19 protein-coding genes and 1 pseudogene are annotated in these 20946 nt (G+C 69.7%); 9 read left to right on the forward strand and 11 right to left on the reverse strand.

The features are described 5' to 3' along the window. Positions 1–7 precede the first annotated feature (7 nt). The 7 genes and pseudogenes from E3O67_RS13840 to E3O67_RS13870 all read left to right on the forward strand — a co-directional run bounded on the left by E3O67_RS13840 (position 8) and on the right by E3O67_RS13870 (position 8717). A pseudogene (locus E3O67_RS13840) lies at positions 8–2118 on the forward strand (heavy metal translocating P-type ATPase). A gap of 9 nt (positions 2119–2127) precedes the next feature. Beyond that, complete coding sequence (locus E3O67_RS13845; protein WP_134428674.1) at positions 2128–3540, forward strand: aminotransferase class V-fold PLP-dependent enzyme; 1413 nt, start codon at positions 2128–2130, stop codon at positions 3538–3540. A gap of 194 nt (positions 3541–3734) precedes the next feature. Continuing rightward, entirely contained in the window at positions 3735–5165 is a 1431-nt protein-coding gene (gene hemG / locus E3O67_RS13850) for a protoporphyrinogen oxidase (RefSeq protein ID WP_167726651.1), read from the forward strand. Further along, on the forward strand, positions 5162–6349 hold the full coding sequence (locus tag E3O67_RS13855) for a TIGR04053 family radical SAM/SPASM domain-containing protein (protein WP_134428678.1): 1188 nt from the start codon (positions 5162–5164) through the stop codon (positions 6347–6349). Before hemG ends, E3O67_RS13855 begins: the two co-directional genes overlap by 4 nt. Beyond that, positions 6318–7529, forward strand: a complete 1212-nt coding sequence (locus E3O67_RS13860) for a ferrochelatase (RefSeq protein ID WP_135102973.1) — start codon at positions 6318–6320, stop codon at positions 7527–7529. The genes E3O67_RS13855 and E3O67_RS13860 overlap by 32 nt, the downstream gene beginning before the upstream one ends. 13 nt (positions 7530–7542) lie before the next feature. Then, positions 7543–8190, forward strand: coding sequence for a hypothetical protein (locus E3O67_RS13865; RefSeq protein ID WP_134428680.1), 648 nt, complete (start codon positions 7543–7545; stop codon positions 8188–8190). Between the two features lie 74 nt (positions 8191–8264). After that, on the forward strand, positions 8265–8717 hold the full coding sequence (locus E3O67_RS13870) for a DUF2269 family protein (RefSeq protein WP_135102963.1): 453 nt from the start codon (positions 8265–8267) through the stop codon (positions 8715–8717). Positions 8718–8759: 42 nt separating this feature from the next. Here E3O67_RS13870 and E3O67_RS13875 read toward each other — a convergent pair whose 3' ends face one another. The 8 genes from E3O67_RS13875 to E3O67_RS13910 all read right to left on the reverse strand — a co-directional run bounded on the left by E3O67_RS13875 (position 8760) and on the right by E3O67_RS13910 (position 15692). Beyond that, positions 8760–9821: a hypothetical protein gene (locus E3O67_RS13875; RefSeq protein ID WP_134428684.1), complete on the reverse strand. Its 1062-nt coding sequence runs from the start codon at positions 9819–9821 to the stop codon at positions 8760–8762. Then, the gene (locus tag E3O67_RS13880) at positions 9822–11051 is read right to left on the reverse strand and encodes an aminotransferase class V-fold PLP-dependent enzyme (RefSeq protein ID WP_166786930.1); all 1230 of its coding nucleotides are present in this window, start codon (positions 11049–11051) and stop codon (positions 9822–9824) included. Positions 11052–11174: 123 nt separating this feature from the next. Beyond that, positions 11175–12716, reverse strand: coding sequence for a multicopper oxidase family protein (locus E3O67_RS13885; RefSeq protein ID WP_134428688.1), 1542 nt, complete (start codon positions 12714–12716; stop codon positions 11175–11177). After that, the gene (locus E3O67_RS13890) at positions 12713–12988 is read right to left on the reverse strand and encodes an SHOCT domain-containing protein (RefSeq protein ID WP_134428690.1); all 276 of its coding nucleotides are present in this window, start codon (positions 12986–12988) and stop codon (positions 12713–12715) included. Before E3O67_RS13890 ends, E3O67_RS13885 begins: the two co-directional genes overlap by 4 nt. A gap of 84 nt (positions 12989–13072) precedes the next feature. Beyond that, positions 13073–14032, reverse strand: a complete 960-nt coding sequence (locus E3O67_RS13895; protein WP_135102964.1) for a F510_1955 family glycosylhydrolase — start codon at positions 14030–14032, stop codon at positions 13073–13075. Beyond that, complete coding sequence (locus tag E3O67_RS13900) at positions 14032–14652, reverse strand: DUF305 domain-containing protein (protein WP_241982195.1); 621 nt, start codon at positions 14650–14652, stop codon at positions 14032–14034. The genes E3O67_RS13895 and E3O67_RS13900 overlap by 1 nt, the downstream gene beginning before the upstream one ends. Before the next feature lie 96 nt (positions 14653–14748). Further along, entirely contained in the window at positions 14749–15309 is a 561-nt protein-coding gene (locus tag E3O67_RS17040) for a hypothetical protein (protein WP_167726654.1), read from the reverse strand. 107 nt (positions 15310–15416) lie between these two features. After that, the gene (locus E3O67_RS13910) at positions 15417–15692 is read right to left on the reverse strand and encodes a hypothetical protein (protein ID WP_134428696.1); all 276 of its coding nucleotides are present in this window, start codon (positions 15690–15692) and stop codon (positions 15417–15419) included. Positions 15693–15922: 230 nt separating this feature from the next. Between E3O67_RS13910 and E3O67_RS13915 the strand changes: the two genes are divergently transcribed. Next, positions 15923–16621: a hypothetical protein gene (locus E3O67_RS13915; protein WP_135102966.1), complete on the forward strand. Its 699-nt coding sequence runs from the start codon at positions 15923–15925 to the stop codon at positions 16619–16621. Between the two features lie 98 nt (positions 16622–16719). On the opposite strand, the gene E3O67_RS13920 is transcribed toward E3O67_RS13915, so the two are convergent. Both E3O67_RS13920 and E3O67_RS13925 read right to left on the reverse strand, forming a co-directional pair. Further along, entirely contained in the window at positions 16720–17310 is a 591-nt protein-coding gene (locus tag E3O67_RS13920; protein WP_134428700.1) for a gluconokinase, read from the reverse strand. A gap of 1 nt (position 17311) precedes the next feature. Continuing rightward, positions 17312–18703, reverse strand: a complete 1392-nt coding sequence (locus tag E3O67_RS13925; protein ID WP_135102967.1) for a GntP family permease — start codon at positions 18701–18703, stop codon at positions 17312–17314. A 177-nt stretch (positions 18704–18880) separates the two neighbouring features. Between E3O67_RS13925 and E3O67_RS13930 the strand changes: the two genes are divergently transcribed. Next, positions 18881–19630: a FadR/GntR family transcriptional regulator gene (locus E3O67_RS13930; RefSeq protein WP_134428704.1), complete on the forward strand. Its 750-nt coding sequence runs from the start codon at positions 18881–18883 to the stop codon at positions 19628–19630. A 16-nt stretch (positions 19631–19646) separates the two neighbouring features. Here E3O67_RS13930 and E3O67_RS13935 read toward each other — a convergent pair whose 3' ends face one another. Next, a complete protein-coding gene (locus tag E3O67_RS13935) occupies positions 19647–20933 on the reverse strand; it encodes an ATP-binding protein (protein ID WP_134428706.1) in 1287 nt (428 codons plus the stop codon). Between the last annotated feature and the right edge of the window lie 13 nt (positions 20934–20946).

Here is a 20946-nt window from a genome sequence, read left to right on the forward strand (position 1 = left end):
TAGCGGTATGGATAAGAATCACGGGGCGATGAATGCGGGCGGCCACGCGGCCATGGGCCACACCGGTCACGGCGACCACGTGGCCGGGTTCCGGCGCTTGTTCTGGGGGATGCTGGCCCTCAGTGTGCCGGTTGTCGCCTTCAGCCACATGTTTTCGATGGTTCTCGGATACTCCAGGCCCGACCTGCCCGGAATCCAGTGGATCTCGCCCGTTCTGGGCACCGTCATGTATTTTTGGGGCGGGCAGCCCTTCCTCACGGGGGCCGTCGCGGAGCTCAGTGCACGGAAGCCCGGCATGATGCTCCTGATCGGACTCGCGATCACGGTCGCGTTCGTGTCGTCGTGGGGGGCGAGCCTCGGCATCCTGGCCCCCGAACTCGACTTCTGGTGGGAGCTGGCGTTGCTGATCACGATCATGCTGCTGGGCCACTGGATCGAAATGCGCTCGCTCGCCCAGACCTCCACGGCGCTCGAATCGCTGGCGGCGTTGCTGCCGGACCAGGCGGAGCGGATCGAGGGCGGTGCGGGCGGCGGCGAGGTTCAGGTGGTGGCCCCGACCGAGCTGCGGGTGGGTGACCTCGTCATCGTTCGTCCCGGCGGCCGGGTGCCGGCCGATGGGCGAGTCACCGAGGGCACCGCCGACGTGGACGAGTCGATGATCACGGGGGAGTCCCGGTCGGTGAGCCGGGGGCCGGGTGACCCGGTTGTCGCGGGCACAGTGGCCACGGACACGGCGCTCCGGGTGCTGATCACCGCCGTGGGCGACGACACGGCCCTGGCCGGTATCCAGCGGCTTGTGGCGGAGGCGCAGTCGTCGTCGTCGCACGCGCAGCGCCTCGCCGACCGGGCGGCCGGCTGGCTGTTCTGGTTCGCGCTCGGCGCCGGCGTGGTCACCGCGTTCGTCTGGTCGGCGCTGCTCGGCATGCCGGAGATCGCGGTCGTGCGCACCATGACCGTGCTGGTGATCGCCTGCCCGCACGCGCTCGGGCTCGCGATTCCGCTGGTGGTCTCGATCGCCACAGAGCGGGCCGCGAAGGGCGGCGTACTGATCCGAAGGGCGGCGTACTGATCAAGGACCGGCTGGCCCTGGAGAGCATGCGAACGGTTGACGCGGTGCTGTTCGACAAGACCGGCACCCTGACCACGGGCGCACCCACGGTCACGCACCTCGCGGCGACGGATGCGTCGGTGGACGCGGTCGGGGATGCATCGGGGGCAGAAGGCGAGCTGCTGGCGCTGGCGGCGGCCGTGGAAGCCGACAGCGAACATCCGCTGGCCCGAGCCATCGTGGCGGCGGCTGGAGAACGCCGGGTGCGCGTGCCGCAGGCGACGGGGTTCCGGGCATCCGCGGCCGTGGGCGTCACGGGTGCGGTCGACGGGCAGCAGGTGAGCGTCGGCGGCCCCGGCCTGCTTCGGGAACACGGTGCGCGCCCGCTGCCGGTGACCGAGTCCTGGGCTGACGAGGGCGCCATCGTGCTGCACGTCCTACGCGGCGACGTGGTGATCGGCGCGATCGGCCTGGCCGACGCCGTGCGGCCGGAATCCCGGCAGGCCGTCGACGCGCTGCACGCGCTGGGCGTCCAGGTCGTGATGATCACCGGCGACGCCGAACCGGTGGCCCGGTCGGTCGCCGCAGAACTCGGCATCGACCGCGTGTTCGCCGGCGTGCGCCCCGAGAACAAGGCCGCGAAGGTGGCCGAGCTGCAGGTCGAGGGCCGAAAGGTCGCCATGGTCGGCGACGGCGTCAATGACGCGCCCGCCCTGGCGCAGGCCGACGTGGGTATCGCCATCGGAGCGGGCACGGATGTCGCGATCGCCTCCGCGGGTGTCATCCTCGCCAGCGACGACCCTCGCTCGGTGCTCTCGGTGATCGAGCTGTCCCGGGCGAGCTATCGCAAGATGACGCAGAACCTGTGGTGGGCGGGGGGTTACAACCTCCTGGCGGTGCCGCTCGCGGCGGGCGTGCTGGCACCGATCGGATTCGTGCTGCCCATGGAGGTCGGAGCGCTGCTCATGTCGGCGTCGACGGTGGTCGTGGCGCTGAACGCGCAGCTGCTGCGGCGGCTCGATCTGCGCCCGGAGAGCAGCGCTCTTCCCCTGACCGTGGCCCGGCGCTAGGCTCGCGGCATGTCGGCTGATCCGGAGGATTACCGTGCCGCGCTGGAGCGGGCGCAAACGCATGCGATGCGCTGGCTCGCCTCCGTTCCGACCCGTCCGGTAGGTCCACAGGCCGACGCCGACACCCTCGCCGCGGGCTTCGCGGCACCTCTGCCGGCTCAGCCGACGGACCCGGCGGAGGTGATCGACGAACTGGCCCGGTTGTCCGAACCTGGCCTGATGGCGATGCCCTCCGGCCGCTTCTTCGGCTGGGTGATCGGCGGCACGCTGCCGGCAGCCCTGGCCGCCGACTGGCTGGTCAGCGCATGGGACCAGAACGCCGGCATGCGCTTCGCGACCCCGGCCGCCGCGGCCGCCGAGGAGGCCGCCGGCGGCTGGATCCTCGACTTGCTGGGGCTGCCGCCCGGGGCCGACGTGGGCTTCACCACCGGGGCCACCATGGCGAACTTCGTGGGTCTGGCCGCCGGGCGCGATCACGTTCTCGGCGACGCCGGCTGGGACGTCGCCGCCTTGGGTCTGTCCGGATCCCCGCGCGTTTCCGTCTACGTGGGCGAGGAGCGCCACGCGGTGATCGACCTGGCCCTCCGCTACCTAGGACTCGGCGCCCCCATCGTCGTTGCGTCCGACTCCCAGGGGCGCATGCTCCCCACTGCCCTGGCGGCCCGACTCGACCAGGTCGCGGGCCCCGCAATCGTCTGCCTGCAGGCCGGCAACCTGCACTCCGGCGCCTTCGATCCGGTGGGCGAACTCACCACCCTGGCCCACCAACACGGCGCCTGGGTGCACGTCGACGGCGCATTCGGCCTCTGGGCCGCCGCCAGCCCGCGTTACCGCGAACGGCTGGCGGGCCTCGACACCGCCGATTCCTGGGCCACCGACGCACACAAGACCCTCCAAGTGCCCTACGACTGCGGCATGGCCATCGTGGCCCGGCCCGCCGAGGTGCGGTCCACCTTCGGCGTGCACACGAGCTATCTGTTCGCGGACGAGACCGGTCCGGGCGACCCCTACGAGAAGGTTCCCGAACTGTCGCGCCGGGCACGTGGCGTTCCGGTCTGGGCGGCACTGCGCTCCCTGGGCCGGTCGGGCACCGTGGAGCTGGTGGAACGTCTGGCCGATCGAGCCCGGGCCATCGCCGACGGGCTGGCGCGCATCCCCGGCGCCGAGGTACTGAACGACGTGGTCTTCACCCAGGTCTGCGTCAGCTTCGGCGACGACGAGCTCACCCGCCGAGTGACCGAGGCGCTGCTCGCCGACGGAACCACCTGGATGTCGGGTTCCCACTGGCAGGGCCGCGACGTGCTGCGGGTCTCGGTGAGTAACTGGTCGACGGATGCGGAGGACGTCGCCCTCTCTGTCGCGGCCGTGGAGCGCGCCGTCGCCACTGTCTCGCGCGACCGCCCGACGGAATATGCAGAGTAGAGAATATGGTCTTGATTCGGCAGGAGTGCAGCGTCGATCAGGGCCCGGTCCGAGCGGCGATTCGCCCTCTGATCGGCGGTCGTCGGTGACGGCCGACGCGGAATGGCCGGAGTCGACGGTCGTAGGATCGAAGTAACGAAATTGCCACAGGTTACCGGTTGCACCGGATTCACCGGCAACTGGAGGAATATACAGTGCTCTCTCAACCACGGGTCGTCATCGTCGGCGGCGGAATCAGCGGATTGGCGACAGCACACTATCTGCACCGCCGGCTTGGCGACGGAGTGCAACTCACCCTCGTCGAGGGAGGGGCGCGACTGGGAGGCAAGATCTCCACCGAGCAGTTCGGCGGGCAACTCGTCGACGTCGGACCGGACGCGCTGATGGTGCGGGCACCGGTGGCGGCGGCGCTCATCGAGGACCTTGGCCTCGGCGACCTCGTCGTGGCCCCCGCCGGGTCCGGCGCCCGGATCTGGTCGCGCGGGAAGCTCCGCCGCCTCCCCGCCGGAACCCTGTTCGGGATTCCCGACCGCCTGCTGCCCTTGATGAAATCCCGGCTGCTTTCCCCCCTCGGCCTGGGCCGCGCCGCCCTGGACCTGGTGAAGGCGGCTCCGGCGGCGCTGCCCGACGATCCCACGATCGCCGAACTCGTACGACCGCGAATGGGCAAGCAGGTGTTCGACCGCCTCGTCGATCCGCTGCTCGGCGGCGTGCATGCCGGCCGGGCGGACGAGCTCAGCGCCCGCAGCACTGCTCCCGACATCGAAGCGCTCGCCCGCGGCAATCGCAGCCTCTACCTCGGGCTGCGTCGTCGGCGCAGGAATGCCCCGGCCGCATCCAAGCGTGCCGGCGGGGCGGTGCTCGTCACGCTCCGTGGCGGGCTGGCCCGTTTGATCGACGCGCTGGCCGCTCGCGTCGTGGGCGACGAGGTGCGCCTCAATACGGCCGTCGACTCCGTGTCGCGCAGTATCGGCGGCTACGAGGTGACGCTGAGCGATGGCACGGTCCTCAAGGCCGATGCGGTGGTTCTCGCCACCCCCGCGTTCGCTGCGGCGGACATGGTGCGCGAGGAGGCCCCCGACCTGGCCGCCGCGCTGGCCGGCATCCCCTACGTCGACGTCGCCACGATCTGCCTGGCGTACCCGCGCTCCGCGGTCGCCCGCAACCTCACCGGCACGGGTTTCCTGGTGCCGCCGGAGGAGGGCAGGCTCATCGTCGGCTGCACCTGGTCCAGTGCCAAGTGGCCGCACCTCGCCGATGACAGCACCGTGATCATCCGTTGCATGGTCGGTCGCCGCCGCGATCAGCGCTGGCTGGACCTCGACGAGGACACCCTGGTCAGCAGGGTGCATGCGGAGCTCGTCGAGGCCATGGGTCTCACCGGGCGACCCACCGAACAGCACATCGAACGTTGGCTGCAGGCGATGCCGCAGTACATCGTCGGCCACCAGGGCCGGCTGGTCGCCGCGGAAGAAGCCCTCGGCCAACTTCCGGGGCTCTACCTGACCGGTTCCGCCTACCGCGGGGTCGGGTTAGCCAGCTGCGTGGCGGATGCCGAGCGCACGGCCGACAGCATCGTGCAGCTTCTGAGTGAGGCTCGTCCCCGGAACGAGGTGTCCGCATGAGCGGGCTCAGCATCCCCCTCGGCGAGACCGCTGTACTGCCGACCCTGCCTGCCGCCCGCCGCGGAAAGGGCCCGGACTATGCGCAGCGCCCGATGCTCGTGTTCTGGGAAACGACCCGGGCCTGCGCGCTTGCCTGCAAACACTGCCGGGCCAGCGCCACGATGCAGGCGCTGCCGGGTGAGCTCACAACGGCAGAGGGCAAGGACCTGATCGACCAGGTAGCCGGTTTCGGCCGGCCGTACCCGATTCTGGTGCTGACCGGCGGAGATTGCCTGATGCGCCCGGACCTGTTCGAACTCGTCGACTACGCCACCGGACTTGGCCTGCCGACGGCGCTGTCCCCCTCGGTGACGCCGACCCTCACACCGCAGATGATCGAACGGATCGTGGCGAGCGGGGTCAAGGCGGTGTCGATCAGCCTCGATGGCGCCGTCGCCGCAACCCATGAGGGCGTGCGCGGCATCCCGGGCCATTTCGACGACACCGTGGCGGCGATCCGAGCCCTCGCTGCAGCCGGGCTGACCGTGCAGGTCAACACGACCGTCATGCGCGCCAACGTCGAAGAACTGGCCGATGTCGCGGCCCTGATCAAGAACGCCGGAGCCGCGATCTGGGAGGTGTTCTTCCTGGTTCAGGTCGGCCGCGGGGTCTCGACCGAGGCCGTCACCCCGGCCGAGCACGAGGACATCTGCCACTTCCTCTTCGACGCCTCCCAGCACGGCTTCATCGTGCGCACGGTTGAAGCACCCTTCTTCCGGCGCGTCGTGGCCCGCCGCCGGGCCGGCGACCCTGCGCCGACGAGCGCAGGGTACACGTCCCTGTCCGCGCGGCTGGAAACCCTGATGGGGCCGCCCGCAGGCCTGCCGAGGGCGCAGACCGCGTCGACCCGCGACGGCAAGGGCATCGTCTTCGTGGCCTATGACGGCGAGGTCTACCCGGCCGGGTTCCTTCCGCTCGGGCTCGGTAATGTGTGCACGACCCCGCTGGCCGAGATCTACCGGGACAACCCGCTGCTCAAACAGATCAGGGCGACGGAGTTCACCGGTCGCTGCGGCAGCTGCGAGTACGCGGACCTGTGCGGTGGCTCCCGAGCCCGCGCGTTCGCTTCGAGCGGTGATCCGCTGGGCGAGGACCCGGCCTGCCCGTTCCAGCCTGGCGCGGCTTCGGCACTCGTTGGTGCCTGAGCCAGCGCCAGTGACTGGCTCAGGGTCTGTCACTGGCGTGGAGCCGACCGGGTACGGCGCCGTCATCCTCCTCGGGTTCGGCGGCCCCGAGGGCCAGGACGACGTAATTCCGTTCCTCCGCAACGTCACCCGTGGTCGCGGAATCCCGGAAGCCCGCCTGGAAACCGTGGCCACCCACTACCGCGCCTCCGGCGGTGTGAGCCCGGTGAATGCCCAGAACCGCGCCCTCCGCGACGCGCTCCAGGACGAACTGGCCGCTCGCGGCACGGCCGTGCCGGTGTACTGGGGAAACCGCAATTGGGCTCCGTACCTGGGGGACGCCGTGGCCGAGGCCGTCGGCGCCGGACATACCCGGCTGCTCGCGCTCACGACGAGCGCGTACAGCTCCTACTCGAGCTGCCGGCAATACCGGGAGGATCTGGCTGAGGCGCAGGGTGCCACGGGGCTCGGCGATACCGTGCGCATCGACGCGGTGCGCCCCTACTTCGACCATCCCGGCTTCATCGCGCCCTTCGTGGTGGGAGTCTGCTCTGCCCTCGCCGAATTCGCCCGGCGGGGCCTGGCCCCGTCCGACGTGCACGTGCTCTTCACGACCCACTCCATTCCGACGGCGGATGCCGTGCGCAGCGGCCCGCGCGAGCGATCCTTCGGCACCGGCGGCGCCTACGAGGCTCAACACCGAGCAGTCGCCGAGGTGGTGATGGCCGCGGTTGCCGCTGCGGCGGCCGATGGCGCCGAGGCCGGAGCCACCCCGGCGTGGTCCCTGGCCTACCAGTCACGTTCGGGCCCGCCCGGCATGCGGTGGCTCGAACCTGACGTCAACGACGCCATCACCCTGCTCGCCGCGGCCGGCACCCGTGCCGTCGTGGTCGTTCCGATCGGGTTCATCTCCGACCACATGGAGGTTACCTGGGACCTCGACACGGAGGCGGCTGCCACTGCCGCCGCGCACAACCTCGGGTTCGCCCGGGTGTCGACCCCAGGCCTCCACCCGACGTTTGTGGCTGGGCTCGTCGACCTGCTGCTCGAGCGACTGACGCCGGCCCCGGCACCGGAACGCTGCGCGCTCACCGCGCTCGGACCGTGGCCGGATGAGTGCCCGGCCGGATGTTGCGAGAAAGGGCCGGCCCGGGGCATCCCGCCGATTGGTACGCTCGGCGGTAAGGCTGACCAAGGCTAGCGAAGGACCAACCGTGACCCACCCGTATCCGTTGCATGTGGCCATCCGGGCGCAGTGCTTCTGCTGCCAGTCGCTGCAGCCGTTCACGTTCACCTCGGCGACCGACCAGGTGGTCTGCGCATCCTGCCTGCACCACCTGGGGGCGGAGAAGGCCACCCGCCGGGACGCGGAGCACATCAAGCTGTGGGTCGGCCAGTACGCCGACCAGCAGGAGAATCACCGCCTGTTCGCCGAGAAGTCGGCGGTGGTGGATGCCGAACGGCAAGCGGCGATCGACGGGCTCGCCGCGCAGGTGGCGGAGCTGCGCGGCGTCGTGGCCGGCGAGTCCGACCCCGCGAAGAGCGCCCGGGTGCGCGCACTCCTCGAGAGCGACCTGGTGCGGCGCGCGGAGCGGAAGACCGAGCTTGCGCACCGCCAGCTCGACTGGGCGATGGCCGTGCTCTGGCGGATCGGGCAGCTGCACCACGCCGTGGCGGGCAAGCCGCTGGCCTGCGTCTGCGGGCGCACCGCGGCGGCCTGCGCGGAAGGCCGGGCGATCGATCCGCAGCGACAGGCCCTGCTCGACTGGGAGCGGAAGAACCTCGTGCTGCTGCGCGCCGGCTCCCGGAACGCCCTGCCCGACGACCACCCCGAGGTGGGGGCCTCGAAGCGACAGCCCTGAGGGGTGCGGGCCGCCGCCAACCCCTCGAACGTGTCGGTTCACCCGAGGGCGCCGCCCGGGCCTACGCTGAAGAAATGGAACCACTGCTCAGCACCCTGCACATTGTCTCCGGCGTCTTCATCGTCGGGCCCATGGCCATCCTCCCCATGACTGCCATGCGCTCCATGCGCGCCGGCGAAGCGGGCCAGGTGGCCTCCTTGGCGAAGTCGACCAATATCTTCACCCTGCTGTCGGTGCTGGTCGTGTTCTTCGGCTTCGGCGCACTCGGATTCCGGGACAACGTCTCCTTCGCCTCAACCTGGGTCTGGCTCTCGATCGTGCTCTACGCCGCAGCGCTGGCGATCAGCCTGTTCCTCGTGATCCCGGCCCTGAAGTCGGCCTCGGAGCTCCTCGCCGAGCAGTCCGCCAGCGGCACCCGGGTCGCCGGCACGAAGGTCGCCGGCTACTCGCGCGTGGCCATGGGCTCGGGGATCGCCTCGCTGCTCCTGGTGGCCGTGGTCGTACTAATGGTCGTCAAGCCGGTATAGCCGGTCCCGCCGGTCCCTCCGGTTCGAACACCCGTTGGTCGGCTACTCCAGGTCGTCGACCGAGACCAGGCCGTCATGCCGGCGCCCGTCGAAGATGATCGACGGGATCTTCACGGTGTGAATGCTCTCCTCGACCAGTCGCGTGTTCGCGGCGATGATGTCGGCGACTTCGTCGGAGGCGGCGACGGATGCCACGTCGGCGACCTGTTCCGGGCTGAGGCCGAACTCGGCCGACCAGTCCTGCAGCAGCGCGGTGGCGGTCTCCGGCTCGGCGCCGTTGAGCACGCTCTGCCAGGACACGCCGTTGGCGTCGTCTTCCGTGTAGATCCGGCGGAGGATCTCCCAGTCGACCGGCGTCTCAGCGCCCTCGAGCGGGTTCAGCCGCAGCGCCTCGAGGTACTGGGTGACGAGCAGCGAGTTCTGGAACTTGTAACCGTCGGCGGAGGCGATCGGGTAGGCGATGTAGGTGAGGTTCATCCGGTCGTCGAACCCGGCCTCCTCGATGTTGTTGAACAGCTGCAGGCAGTAGGTGCAGCCGGGGTCGATCACCTCGAGCGCGGTCTCCTTCTCCTTGTCGTACACGGTGAGGTAGCTGGCGTTGGCCGGCAGGTACTCCTCGGCGTCCCAGTTCTGCATGCGGGAGGGGATCGCCGAGAAGGTCTCGCCGAGGCTGGCGAAGTCGTTGCCGAACGCGCCGATCACGTCGCCGGACAGGAGCGATTCGCCGAAGGTGGGCGTCTGGTCGGGGATCGAGCAGGCCTCGGCGCCCAGGCTGCACGATGCGGAATCCTGCTTGTTGCAGGTGCCGTAGACGTAGAGGTTCACGCCGCTCTTGACGACGACGTAGGCGCTCCAGACGGTGGTCAGTACCACGAGCAGCGCGACCACCTCGAGGGCGACGGATGCCGGGCCCACCAGCTTCGGACTTCGCACCGCCAGCGGCGCCAGCAGGTGATCCTTGATGTCCTGCTTGAAGGTGGTGTCGCAGGGGCGGAATGTGACGCGGCGGAGGGTGCAGTTCCACGCCTTGCCGAGGTAGCGGCGGTAGCGGGCCGATACGGCAGCCATGAAGACGAGAACGATGAATGCGGCAATACAGAACACTTAGGAGAGGCCTTTCATCAGGCGCGCGAGGGCCTGTGAGGCCTGATCGATGTCGGCCGTGGTTGAGTGCAGTCCGAGCGAGAAGCGCAGCAGCGGCGGCAGCCCGAGCTGGTCTTTCAGGTAGTGGTGGGCGCAGAAGTATCCGCTGCGCACCATGATCTGCGATTGGGAGAGGAACACCGCGAGCCGGTGCGAGTCCTGCTTCGGCGCGTAGACGCTGATCACGGGGCTGGCTTCGGTGTTCACGAGGGTGAGGCCGGGGATGTCGTGAAGACCCTCGAAGAGGCGCTGCGAGAGCCCCTGGAGGTGCTCCGCCGCGGGCCGTCCGCCGGGACGCACCTGGCCCAGCCACTCGATCGCGCGGCCGAGGGCGATGATCTCGCCCCAGGCCTGCAGACCGGGTTCGAGCAGGGCGCCCGGGTCGTCGGTGAGCAGGTCGTAGGAGTCTTCACGGACATTCGTCACCATGCCGCCGCCCACGAAGGTGAGCGCGAGGGATCCGAGCAGCTCCTGGGTGGCCACGACCACCCCGAGGCTGGCGCCGTACGTTTTGTGGGCGGAGAAGCACAGTGCGTCTGCCTCGGTTCTGGCCAGCAGGGTGCGTTCGTGCGCGATCGCCTGGGCGGCGTCGAGGATGACGATGCCGCCGCGGGCGTGGGTGTCGCGCACCAGGTCGGTGAGGTTGGTCAGCAGGCGGCCGTCGATGTTCGAGGCCACGTTCACGACCACGACCGCGCGTTCGAGCTGGGCCGGCTGGTAGACCAGGGCGCCGTCCGGGGCACGGTCGAGCACCAGACGGGGCACGCCCAGCCGGGTGGCCGCCGTGATGGTGGGCAGGAAGACCGAGTTGTGCTCGATGTGGCTCGTGACCACCCGGCCGAACCGGCCCTGCGGCAGCTGCTGCAGCAGCAGGTTCAGGCCGAAGGTCGTGTTGAGGGTGAAGGAGACCGCGTGGCTGCGGCCGGACAGGTCGAGCAGGTCGAGAACCGCCTTGCGGGTGTCCTGCACCTTCCGGTCGACGCGGGTGCCCCAGGCGTATTTCACGCGCCCGCCGCAGGCGTTGTACGCCGTGTAGTACTCGGTCAGGGCGTCCAGGACCGGCTGCGGCCGGAGGCTCTGACAGGCGGAGTCGAGATAGACCGCACCTGGGTCGAGGTAACCGAAATCGGCGAGGCGGCCGGTGTCGACCGTGACCGGCGGTGTGCGCCGGAACAACCCAGTGTGCTTCATGTCCTTCGATTCTTTCCGGCTCATTCTAGGCGAGCAGCCTGTCCGACCCGGGGCGGCTGGGAGCCGGCTGCGAGCGTGGTGGTCGTGGTGGGTTCGGCTGCGCCGCACGGGGCTGTGGCGTGCCTACCCGGCGCCGGGCGCGGAGCCGCCTCGGGCGTCGATCACACCCATCATGCCGAGGTCCTCGTGGTCGAGGATGTGGCAGTGGTAGACCGTGCGACCCGGGAAGTCGTCGAATGCGATGCGCACCCGGGCCGTTCCGCCGGCCGGCACGTTGACCACGTCCTGCCACTCGGCCGCCTGGACGACGCGGCCGTTCCGCTCGATGAGCTGCATCGGCCAGACGTGCAGGTGCACCGGATGATCCATCGGGCTCGAGTTCGAGAGCAGCCATTCCTCGACGCCGCCGGCCTGCACGGTGGTGTCGACCCGGTCGCCGTCGAACGGCTCGCCGTTGATGGTGAAGCTCATGCCCCCGCCGCCCATGCCGCCACCCATGCCCATGGCGAACGCCAGCTCGCGGCGGGCCGTCACGCCGGCGCCGCGCAGGTCGCGTTCCGCCGCGCGGCGGGGAACGTCGGATGCCGCGGCCACCGGTTCGCCGGAGACGGTCACCGTGGCAAGGTCGACCGTCCGGGTGGACGAGCCGCTGCCGCCGCCCATCATGCCGCCCATGCCCATGCCCGTGCTGCCGCGGTCGTAGGGCAGGGCGCGGAGTGCGGCCGGGGTGGTCGCGCCGCCTGCCGAGGTCGCCGCGGTGACGAGCAGGTCGGCCCGGTTACCGGGCGCGAGCAGCACCTCCTCCACGTCGCGGGGTGTCTCGAACCGGCCGGAGTCGAGGCCGAGCAGTTGCATCCCCAGACCGTCGAGACTCAGCCGCAGGTACCGCGAGACGCAGGCGTTGACGATGCGCCAGCGCTCGCGTTCGCCCGGGCGGATGTCGATGCGGGGCTTCAGTTGCCCGTTCACCAGCACGAGACGGCCCTCTCGGCCGCGCATCCGTTCGGCCTGGCCGGCCGAGGCAACCCCGACGGCACCGTCCGGGGTGAGGTCGGAGATCACCAGCACCCGCTCGCGGGCCACCGGCACAGGCTCGGGGTCGTCGATCAGGATGGCCCCGTACAGGCCGCCGAAGACCTGGTCGGCGACCAGTCCGTGGTGATGCGGGTGGTACCAGAACAGGCCGGGTGGGTGGTCGCCCGGCAGCCGGTAGTCGTAGTCGAACGCGGCGCCGGGCTCGATCATGACGAAGGGGTTGTCGCTGTTGCCCTCCGGGGAGACGTGCAGGCCGTGCACGTGCAGGTTGGTGAGGTCGGCGAGCCCGTTCCGCAGGCGCACCCGCAGGCGGTCGCCGGGCCGCAGGCGCAGGGTCGGGCCGGGCAGACCCTCGTTGTAGGCGAGGACCGTCACGGTGCGGCCGCCGATCTCGGCCGGCCCCTGGGCAGCCTCCAGTCGCACCTCGAGCAGCCCGTCGACGCTTCGCAACTCGGGCGGTTCGCGCAGCGGCTGGCCGTCCGCGAAGCCGGAGAGCGGCTCCGGGGCGACGCCCCGGTCGACGGACGGGTCCGTCGGGCGGCTCCAGAGCAGCCCGGCGCCGCCGACGACGGTGCCGGCCACGCCCAGGCCGCCGAGGGTGAGTGCGGCCCGGCGGCTGAGCGGTTTCACGCCGGGCCCTCGCCGAGGGCCCGGACCTGCTCGAGATACTGCTCCTGGGTCAGCTCGCCGGACGCGAAGCGCTCGTCGAGGATCTGGCGGGCCCGGCTGCGCCCGGGGGTGCCCGGGGTGCCGGTCCCACCAGGAGGTGAGCCAGGTCCGCGCCGGTCGTTGCTTCCGGCCGACAGGCGTACGGCCAGCACGACGAGCGTGGCGATGCTGATGATGATGAGCAGGCTGAAGAAAATGGTCCAGCCCGGACCTCCGTTGTAACCCCACATCATGATCGATCTCCTTCCGTGGCGGACGGGGTGCCCGTCACTGCGAGTATGTCCCCGGGGCCGGATTCGAGCATTCGTCGCACCGGTCTAAGCCTGGTCCGCGACGAGCACGGTCCAGGTGAGGCCGAAGTCGTCGCTCGCGACGACCCCGCGCTGGTCGGCGGCGAGGAGCCAGGGCGTACCGCCGCCGACGAAAGCGAGGGCCTCCGGGGTGCCCTCGGTCTGCCCTCCGCGGCTCCAGGTTCCGGCCTCCTGACGCCAGACCACGCCGTCCGGGTCGATGCCGACGACACCGCCGCCGGCCGCGGCATCCTGAACGTCGATCAGGTAGAGCATCGGCGCGCCGGAGACCGGCCCGAATGTGCGCCCGGCGTCGTCGCTCACGGCCAGGCCGTCCTCGGTGGTCGCGAAGACCCGGTCGGGGTTCGCCGGGTCGGCCGCGAGGTCGCGCAGCGCCACCGAGGCCCCGGTCGACCAGGTGGCGCCGTCGTCGTCGCTGATGCTGACCGTGCCGGCGGCGGAGTCGTAGCCGAAGACGCGCAGGGCCTCCTGTGGCAGGGGCACCGCGTCGAGGTCGTGGAAGTCGGTCTCGCCGGCGAGCGAGACGTTCGTCCAGCTGGCCGCGGCATCCGTGCTGCTGATCAGTCCCACATTCGGGCCCGTCAACGTGGACTGGTCGGAGCCCGGATGCCCGGACGCCAGCAGCAGGCCCGGCCCGGCCACCGTGAAGCCCATGGCGTCGAAGGCCGGGCCGTCGCTCAGGGTGGGCCGGGTGAGCCCGGCATCCGGCGCTCCGGCGAGGTAGCTGTCGGGGAGCAGGCCGGTCGGAATCTGCCACACGCCCTGGTGCGTGCCGGCGTAGGTCGCTCCCGTGGAGAGGTCGGCGCCAAGGCCGTGGATGTGTTCGAAGGCCGCCGTGGTGGTGGCGGGCGCGCCGGCCGACGGAGCAGCCGGAGTGGGTGCGCAGCCGGCCAGAGCGGCCGCGAGGCCGACGGTGACCACGGCGGCGCCGCCGAGGCGGAGGGTTCTCCGGGGAGTCGTCAGCATCAGAACTCGGTGAGGAGGTCGGTCATGACGGCGATCTCGGCGGACTGCGACGCGATGATGGCGGCCGAGAGCTCCTGGGCGTCGGCGTTGCTGCCCTCGTCCTGGTGCGTCTGCGCCATCGCGATCGCGCCCTTGTGGTGCACGATCATCAGCTCAAGGAACACCTGGTCGCCGTCGGCGCCCGAGGCTTCGTCCAGCGTCATCATGTCGGCCTCGCTCATCATGCCGTCGGTGCCGTGGTCCATGTCGGACATGCCTCCCGTGTCGGCGCCCCACTCGCCCAGCCAGTCGGTCAGCTGGGTGATCTCGGGCTCCTGCGCAGCCTTGATCTCGGTCGCCAAGGCGACGACGCGCGGGTCGGTCCCCGGCTTGGCGAGGAGGTTGTCGCTCATCTCGACGGCCTGCTCGTGGTGCGGGATCATCATCTGGGCGAAGTCGACGTCCGCGGCGTTGGCGGAGGCGGACTCGGTGGTGCTGGAGCCGCCGGTACTGCCACCGGCCGCCGGGGCATCGGCAGCCGGGGTGCCGCCGCAGGCGCTGAGGGTGAGCGCCGTGGTGAGCACCGCGGCGGTGATCATTGAGGTGCGAAGGGTGCGGGTGGTGCGGATGGTGCTGAGCATTGTTGTTCCATTCGTCGACAAAAAGGGTTGGAAACCGGGGGCCGGGGTGCGGCCGGGCCGCGCAGCCCGGTGGGGTGCGCTGGCGACGGGTTCGGCCTAAATGCGGCTGATGGAGAGCAGGGTGAGGCTGGGCCGGTGCAGGTGCAGCGGAATCTCCCGGAAGGAGCCGACGACGAAACCGGCGGCCTCGAGCAGGCGCCGACAGAACGACGGGTGCCGGGACAGCAGGACCAGGCCGCCGAGGACCAGCAGCAGGGAACAGGTCGTCGCGAGGGCGGCCATGCCCGACATCGCATTCGTGTCGGCGCTGCTGACGGCGCCGGCGGATGCTGCGGTGTGCTCAGCCCCGGAATGCGGGCCGGCCGTCATCGCGGTCATGGTCACTGCCGCGGTCAGAGCTCCTGCGGCGGTCGCGGTCGTAGCCGTTGTAATGGTCGTGGTCGTGGTCGTGGTCGTGGCTGTGGTCGTGGCTGTGGCTGCGGCTGCGGCGGCGGAGAGGCTGTGACCCGGGGCATGGCCCAGGCCGTGCCCCGGGCCGGCCGAATGCACGGCAAGCAGGCAGAGCAGCATCGCGGCCAGCGTGAGCGCCGCCAGGACGGCGGAGTGAACGACCCGGCGGCCACCACGGAACGAGATCGCGTCGCGCGTGTGCAGCATGCCGCCTCCGTCCGGATTGTGGTCTGGGCATCCGTCTGGCCGATCGTTGAACCTTGGATACCCCCTCAGGCTATACCCGGGCGGATCGACGCCGGCTGGGAGCGGGCTCACCCCCAGTCGAGGGCGAGCACCCAGGACCCGTCGATGTCGCGCCGCAGGTCGTAGCGGTGCTGTTCCTCGTCGCCACGCGAGGCGTCGAGGCGCCAGAGTTCGGTGTCGATGCGGGACGGAACGCCGCCGGCGTTCTCCCACCAGCGGGTGCGGGTGAAGATCGCCTGCGGCTGGCCGATGACGGTGTGCTCGAACCGGTTCCAGATGAATGCGCGCGGGTCGCCGTCGACGGACAGCTCCACGTTGACGACCGCGTCGATGATCTGAGGCATGCGTGGCTCCCTTGATTTCATCGAACATTTATTCGATTCTGCGAGTGTAGTTCATGCCACCGACACTCGCCAGACCCGCTCAAGAATTCGTTCGCGCTCCACTCCGATCGTGGCCGGGCGGCAAAGAAAGTGCACAAATCACCCAACATGACCAAACCTCACTAGTGTTCGTTACGAACTATCCACGACCAGCGAGACCGTCTCGTTGGCGGCTAACCAAGGAGACAATCGTGAAACGACATTCCATAGGAATTCTGGGGGCTTCCGCCGTTGCGTTGCTCGCGGCGGCCACACTCGGGTCCAGCGCAGCTCAAGCGCACAGTCCTGGGCACTCCGGCGACCAAAAAACGGTTTCACTGTCCGCCGATCTCACGGAGCTCAACGGCTCCGGGGCATCCGGAACGGCTGCGGCAACAGTTCGCAACCAGAGGATCACGCACATTGAAGTGCATGCTTCTGGGCTGTCGCCGAACGCTCCGCATGCGCAACACATCCACTACGGCGAGCAAGCGTTGAACGAGTGCCCCACACTGGCACTGGACAGCAACGGTGATGGCCGCTTGAACACCGTTGAGGGGATTCCCGCGTACGGTCCTGTCGTTGTGTCGCTGAACACAACAGGTGACACGACTCCCGCGAGCTTTCTCGATGTGACTCGTTTCCCGGTGTCTGAGAGCGGCAGCTACCACTACAGCCGGGATAACATCCGCATCACCAAGGTGGCGGGAACGGGCTACCCCGGACCCGACGGCACAGGGTCGGCGAAAGAGATCGCTGATTCCATCCGCGAGGGCGAAGGCGTCGTCGTGATCCATGGCGTCGACTACAACGGTAACGGCGAGTACGACTTCAGCCGAGGTGCAAGCGAACTCGACCCGACCCTGCCTGCAGAAGCGACGGACCCGGCCGCCTGCGGCATCCTCGAATAGGCACACGCCCACAACCCCCTTTGGGTAACGACCGCCGGTGGCTCGTCATCAATGACGGGCCACCGCGGTCCGGCGGAGGAACGGGGAAATTGGTCGGCCTACGTCCTCGGCCGGGGGACGGGGCGCGGCACCGATGACTTGCCCGGTTCCGGCGCGCCCAGGCTCGACGACCCGGGACGGGGCGTGAGCCCCAGTCGCCGCACGATTTCGGCGGCCTCCTCCGCCGGCGCGCGGCCGGCGTCGATGGAGATCGCACGCTCGTCGGCGTCCGGCACCTCGAGCGTGGCCACCTGCGAATCGAGCAGGGAGGTCGGCATGTAGTGGTCGTGCCGCGCGGCTAGGCGGCGACCGATCAGGTCCGTCGATCCGGTCAGGTGCACGAAGATCACGTTGTGCTCGCGCAGCACGTCGCGGTAGCGGCGTTTGAGCGCCGAGCAGGTGATGATGCCCGGCACCCCGGCCATGGTGTGCTCGATGATCCACGACGAGACCGTGTCGAGCCAGGGCGCGCGGTCCTCGTCGTTCAGGGGCCGGCCGGCCGACATCTTGTCGATGTTCTCTTGAGGATGCAGGTCGTCGCCCTCCTCGAGGTCCCAGCCGAGCTGGCCGGCGAGAAGCCCTGCCACGGTGGACTTGCCGGATCCGGAGATGCCCATGATCACGAGCACGGGTTGCTGGGTGTCGAACATGCTAGATCACGATATTCAGGAGGAGGACGCCCGCAAGCCCGACCACGGAGATGAGGCATTCCATCACGGTCCAGGTCTTCAGGTTCTGCCCGACGGTCGTGCCGAGGTACTCCTTGACCAGCCAGAATCCGGCGTCGTTGACGTGGGAGAGGAACAGGGATCCGGCGCCGATGGCGAGAACCATCAGCGAGACATCCGTGCCGCCCAGGCTGGCGGCGACGGGGGCGAGGATGCCCGCGGCCGTCACGGTGGCGACTGTGGCGGAGCCGGTGGCGACCCGGATCAGGGCCGCGACGAACCAGGCGAGCAAGAGCACCGAGATGCTGCTGCCGGCCACGGCGTCGGCGATGACGGTGCCGATGCCGGTGTCGATCAATACCTGCTTGAATCCGCCGCCCGCGCCCACAATGAGCAGGATGCCCGCGATCGGCGGCAAGGAGTCGGAGAGCGACTTTGCGACGGCGGAGCGGTCCATGCCGCCACCGCGACCGAAGACGATCATGGCGTAGATCACGGCGATGCCGAGGGCGATCATCGGGGTGCCGAGGAAGTCGAGCGTGGCGTTGAGCGGCGAGGTGGAGCCCGGGTTGGTCGCATCGGCGATCGACCGGGCGAGCATCAGCACGACGGGGAGCAGGATGCCCGAGATGGTGATCAGGAAGCTCGGTCGGCGAGCGTTCTCGCCCAAACCCTGTTCCTCGTTGGTGAGGAACAGGGCCGGCACGGGCACGGAGACCCAGCGGCTCGCGTACTTGCTGAAGATCGGGCCGGCAATGATGACGGTCGGGATGGCGATCAGCACGCCGATCGCGAGGGTGAGCCCGAGGTTCGCATCGAGCGTGGTCACGGCCACCAGCGGGCCGGGGTGCGGCGGCACCAAGCCGTGCATGACGGACAGGCCGGCGAGGGCCGGGATGGCGATGCGGATGAGTGAGAGCCCGCTGCGGCGGGCCACCAGGATGATCACCGGGATGAGCAGCACGAGGCCGACCTCGAAGAACATCGGCAGGCCGATCAGCCCGCCGATCAGGGCCATCGTCCAGGGCAGGGTGCGGGCGCTCGAGCGGGTGACCAGCGAGTCGACGATGCGGTCGGCTCCGCCGGAGTCGGCGAGCAGCTTGCCGAACATGGCGCCGAAGCCGACCAGGATGCCGACGCCGGCCATGGTGGAGCCGAAGCCGGTACTGAAACTCGTGACGGCGGCGGCCGGAGCCAAACCGGCCCCGACGCCGACGCCCACGGCCCCGATCGAGAGGGCGAGGAAGGGATGCACCTTGAGCCAGGTGATGAGCAGGATGATCACCGCGACGCCGACGAGGGCGGCGATGATGAGCTGGAGGTCGCTGCCGGCCGGTTCGATCGGAACCACCGGGACCGCACAGGGAAGAATCATCTGAATTTCCATTCCGAGGCTGCTTCACTGCGACCTCATTGTCCAATAATCTGATTAATCAGATATTTGAGTGTGACACACGAATCGCGACTCCGGGACCAACGCCGGTACGATCACGATGGGGGACGCCGCGATGACGCGGCGACGCGCGCGGCCAGGCCGCAGGGAGAAGCAGAGATGAACCGTGGGGCGGGCGCCGGAGTGTGGCGTGAACGAGGACTTCACGCGCGGGTATTGAACTCGCTGGGCCAACAGATCGTCGACGGCGGATTCCCGCCCGGCGACATCCTGGACCTTGACCTGATCAGTACGGAATTCGCGGTATCCCGCTCGGTGCTGCGCGAGGCGCTGCGGGTGCTGCAGTCGCTGGGCATGGTCGAGCCGCGGCAGCGGGTGGGCACCCAGGTGCTGCCCCGCGAGTCCTGGGACCTGATGCACCCGCAGATCATCTACTGGCGCGGCCGCGGCACCGACTATCTCACCCAGATGCGCGAGATGCTCGAATTGCGTCTCGGCATCGAACCCGTGGCCGCCCGGCTGAGCGCGCGCCTGATGACGGCGGAGCAGTTGGACGCCGTGCGGGCGGCAGCCGAGGCCATGGTCGCGGCCGACCTCGCCGGCGACGGCCGTCGGTTCCTCGAGGCCGACATCGACTTCCACTCCCTGATCCTGAGCGGCTCCGGCAACAGCGTGATGGGGCACTTCGCCGGCACGGTCGCCGCGCTCCTGCGCACGCGCGAAGAGGAGAAGCGCTTCACCATCACCGAGTACACACCACCCTCGGCCCACCGGCACAACCAGCTGGCCGAGGCCCTGCACGAGCGTGACGAGGATGCCGCGTACCGCTGGTCCTATGCCACGATCGAGGCCACCCTGACCGAGTTCATCCAGGAATCGGGCCGCGCCGAACTGGGGCTCGAGGCCTGAGGATCGTCGCCCGGGCTTAGAGCCGGGCGAGCAGCTCGATGTCCTCCAGGAATTCGCTGGCGACCTGGGCGGACACGGTGGTGCGGGTCGACCGGATCGCGGCCAGATAGTCCTCGGTGCTCGGGCCGCCGGGCGTCGACTCGTCCGCCCCCTCGAACAGTGCGCGTTCCAGAGCCTGCTGGGAGGCACGCCGGGCGGCGTATTCGATGTCGGCCGGGGAGAACCCGTCGCTCGCGGCGACAAGCGCATCGAGGTCGACCGTGCCTTTCCTGCCTTCGGGGATATAGCGCTCCCAGATGGCCTGGCGAGCGGCGACATCCGGAAGCCCGATCGGTATGACGTAGTCGAAGCGCCCGTGCCGGAGGAAGGCGGAATCGAGGGCGCGGATGAAGTTCGTGGCGCAGACCAGGAGTCGGCCGGGCTGCTCGCGGAAGGCCGGGATGATCTTGAGCAGCTCATTGGTGACGCCCTGCAGGGCCGAGGGCGGCTCACCGCCGCGCTGCGCCGCGATCTCCTCGACCTCGTCGATGAAGACGACCGCATGCTCCAGTTCGGAGATCTTCAGGAAGGTCTCCCGGAGCGCCCCGGCGAGGCCCTTGGGGTCGGCCGCGAGCCGCGACGGGAAGACCTCGACGAAGGGCCACTCCAGGCGCGACGCGATGGCCTTGGCGAAGGTGGTCTTGCCGGTTCCGGGAGGACCGAAGAGCACGACCGCCTTCGGCGGCACGACGCCGTACTGCTCGGCCATGTCCGGTTTGGCCAGCGGCATGACGAGCCGGCGCTCGAGTAGCTCCTTCTCGGTGCGCATGCCGCCGACGCCCTCCCAGAGGTCGCGGGGCAGGATGCGCCCACCCAGTTCGCTGAGCGAGCGCAGCTCCTCACGCTGCACCGGGATGTGGCGCTCGAAGTAGCGCAGGTGCTGCTTGACCTCGAAGCCGCGCTTCACGAAGGCGTCGACGCGGGTGGCCGATTCGGGCATCAGCGCGGACAGCTTGGTCAACGCGTGCCGGGACATCTTCTTCTCGAGGGCAGCCAGCAGCGCCGTGCCGATGCCGCGCCCCTGGTAGCGCTGCGCGGTGGCCAGGAAGACCACCCAGCCCTGGGCGTGTGCGGCGCGGCCCACGGCGGCCCCGACGACCTCGTCGCCGTGAAGGGCGATCACGGCGTCGTCCTTCTGGCAGGAGGCCAGCACCTCGGACAGCCCGTAGACGGGCTCCGTCTTGGCGGCCGTGATCTCCTCCCAGAGGCGGAGGATGCCGTCCAGGTCATCAGAGTGAAAGTCGCGGATCCGCCAACCAGTCATGAGAGCTCCTTTG

Source organism: Cryobacterium sp. TMT3-29-2 (genome assembly GCF_004564305.1).
GTDB classification, from domain to species: Bacteria; Actinomycetota; Actinomycetes; order Actinomycetales; family Microbacteriaceae; genus Cryobacterium; species Cryobacterium sinapicolor.

Bases quoted from the DNA above. Each gene is read 5' to 3' on its own strand.
- E3O67_RS13895 (WP_135102964.1), bottom strand. From the start codon at position 14,032: ATGCTGACGACTCCCCGGAGAACCCTCCGCCTCGGCGGCGCCGCCGTG.
- E3O67_RS13900 (WP_241982195.1), bottom strand. From the start codon at position 14,652: ATGCTCAGCACCATCCGCACCACCCGCACCCTTCGCACCTCAATGATC.
- E3O67_RS13920 (WP_134428700.1), bottom strand. From the start codon at position 17,310: ATGTTCGACACCCAGCAACCCGTGCTCGTGATCATGGGCATCTCCGGA.
- E3O67_RS13910 (WP_134428696.1), bottom strand. From the start codon at position 15,692: ATGCCTCAGATCATCGACGCGGTCGTCAACGTGGAGCTGTCCGTCGAC.
- E3O67_RS13870 (WP_135102963.1), top strand. From the start codon at position 8,265: ATGGAACCACTGCTCAGCACCCTGCACATTGTCTCCGGCGTCTTCATC.
- E3O67_RS13890 (WP_134428690.1), bottom strand. From the start codon at position 12,988: ATGATGTGGGGTTACAACGGAGGTCCGGGCTGGACCATTTTCTTCAGC.
- E3O67_RS13930 (WP_134428704.1), top strand. From the start codon at position 18,881: ATGAACCGTGGGGCGGGCGCCGGAGTGTGGCGTGAACGAGGACTTCAC.
- E3O67_RS13935 (WP_134428706.1), bottom strand. From the start codon at position 20,933: ATGACTGGTTGGCGGATCCGCGACTTTCACTCTGATGACCTGGACGGC.
- E3O67_RS13855 (WP_134428678.1), top strand. From the start codon at position 5,162: ATGAGCGGGCTCAGCATCCCCCTCGGCGAGACCGCTGTACTGCCGACC.
- E3O67_RS13925 (WP_135102967.1), bottom strand. From the start codon at position 18,703: ATGATTCTTCCCTGTGCGGTCCCGGTGGTTCCGATCGAACCGGCCGGC.
- E3O67_RS13845 (WP_134428674.1), top strand. From the start codon at position 2,128: ATGTCGGCTGATCCGGAGGATTACCGTGCCGCGCTGGAGCGGGCGCAA.
- E3O67_RS13880 (WP_166786930.1), bottom strand. From the start codon at position 11,051: ATGAAGCACACTGGGTTGTTCCGGCGCACACCGCCGGTCACGGTCGAC.
- E3O67_RS17040 (WP_167726654.1), bottom strand. From the start codon at position 15,309: ATGCTGCACACGCGCGACGCGATCTCGTTCCGTGGTGGCCGCCGGGTC.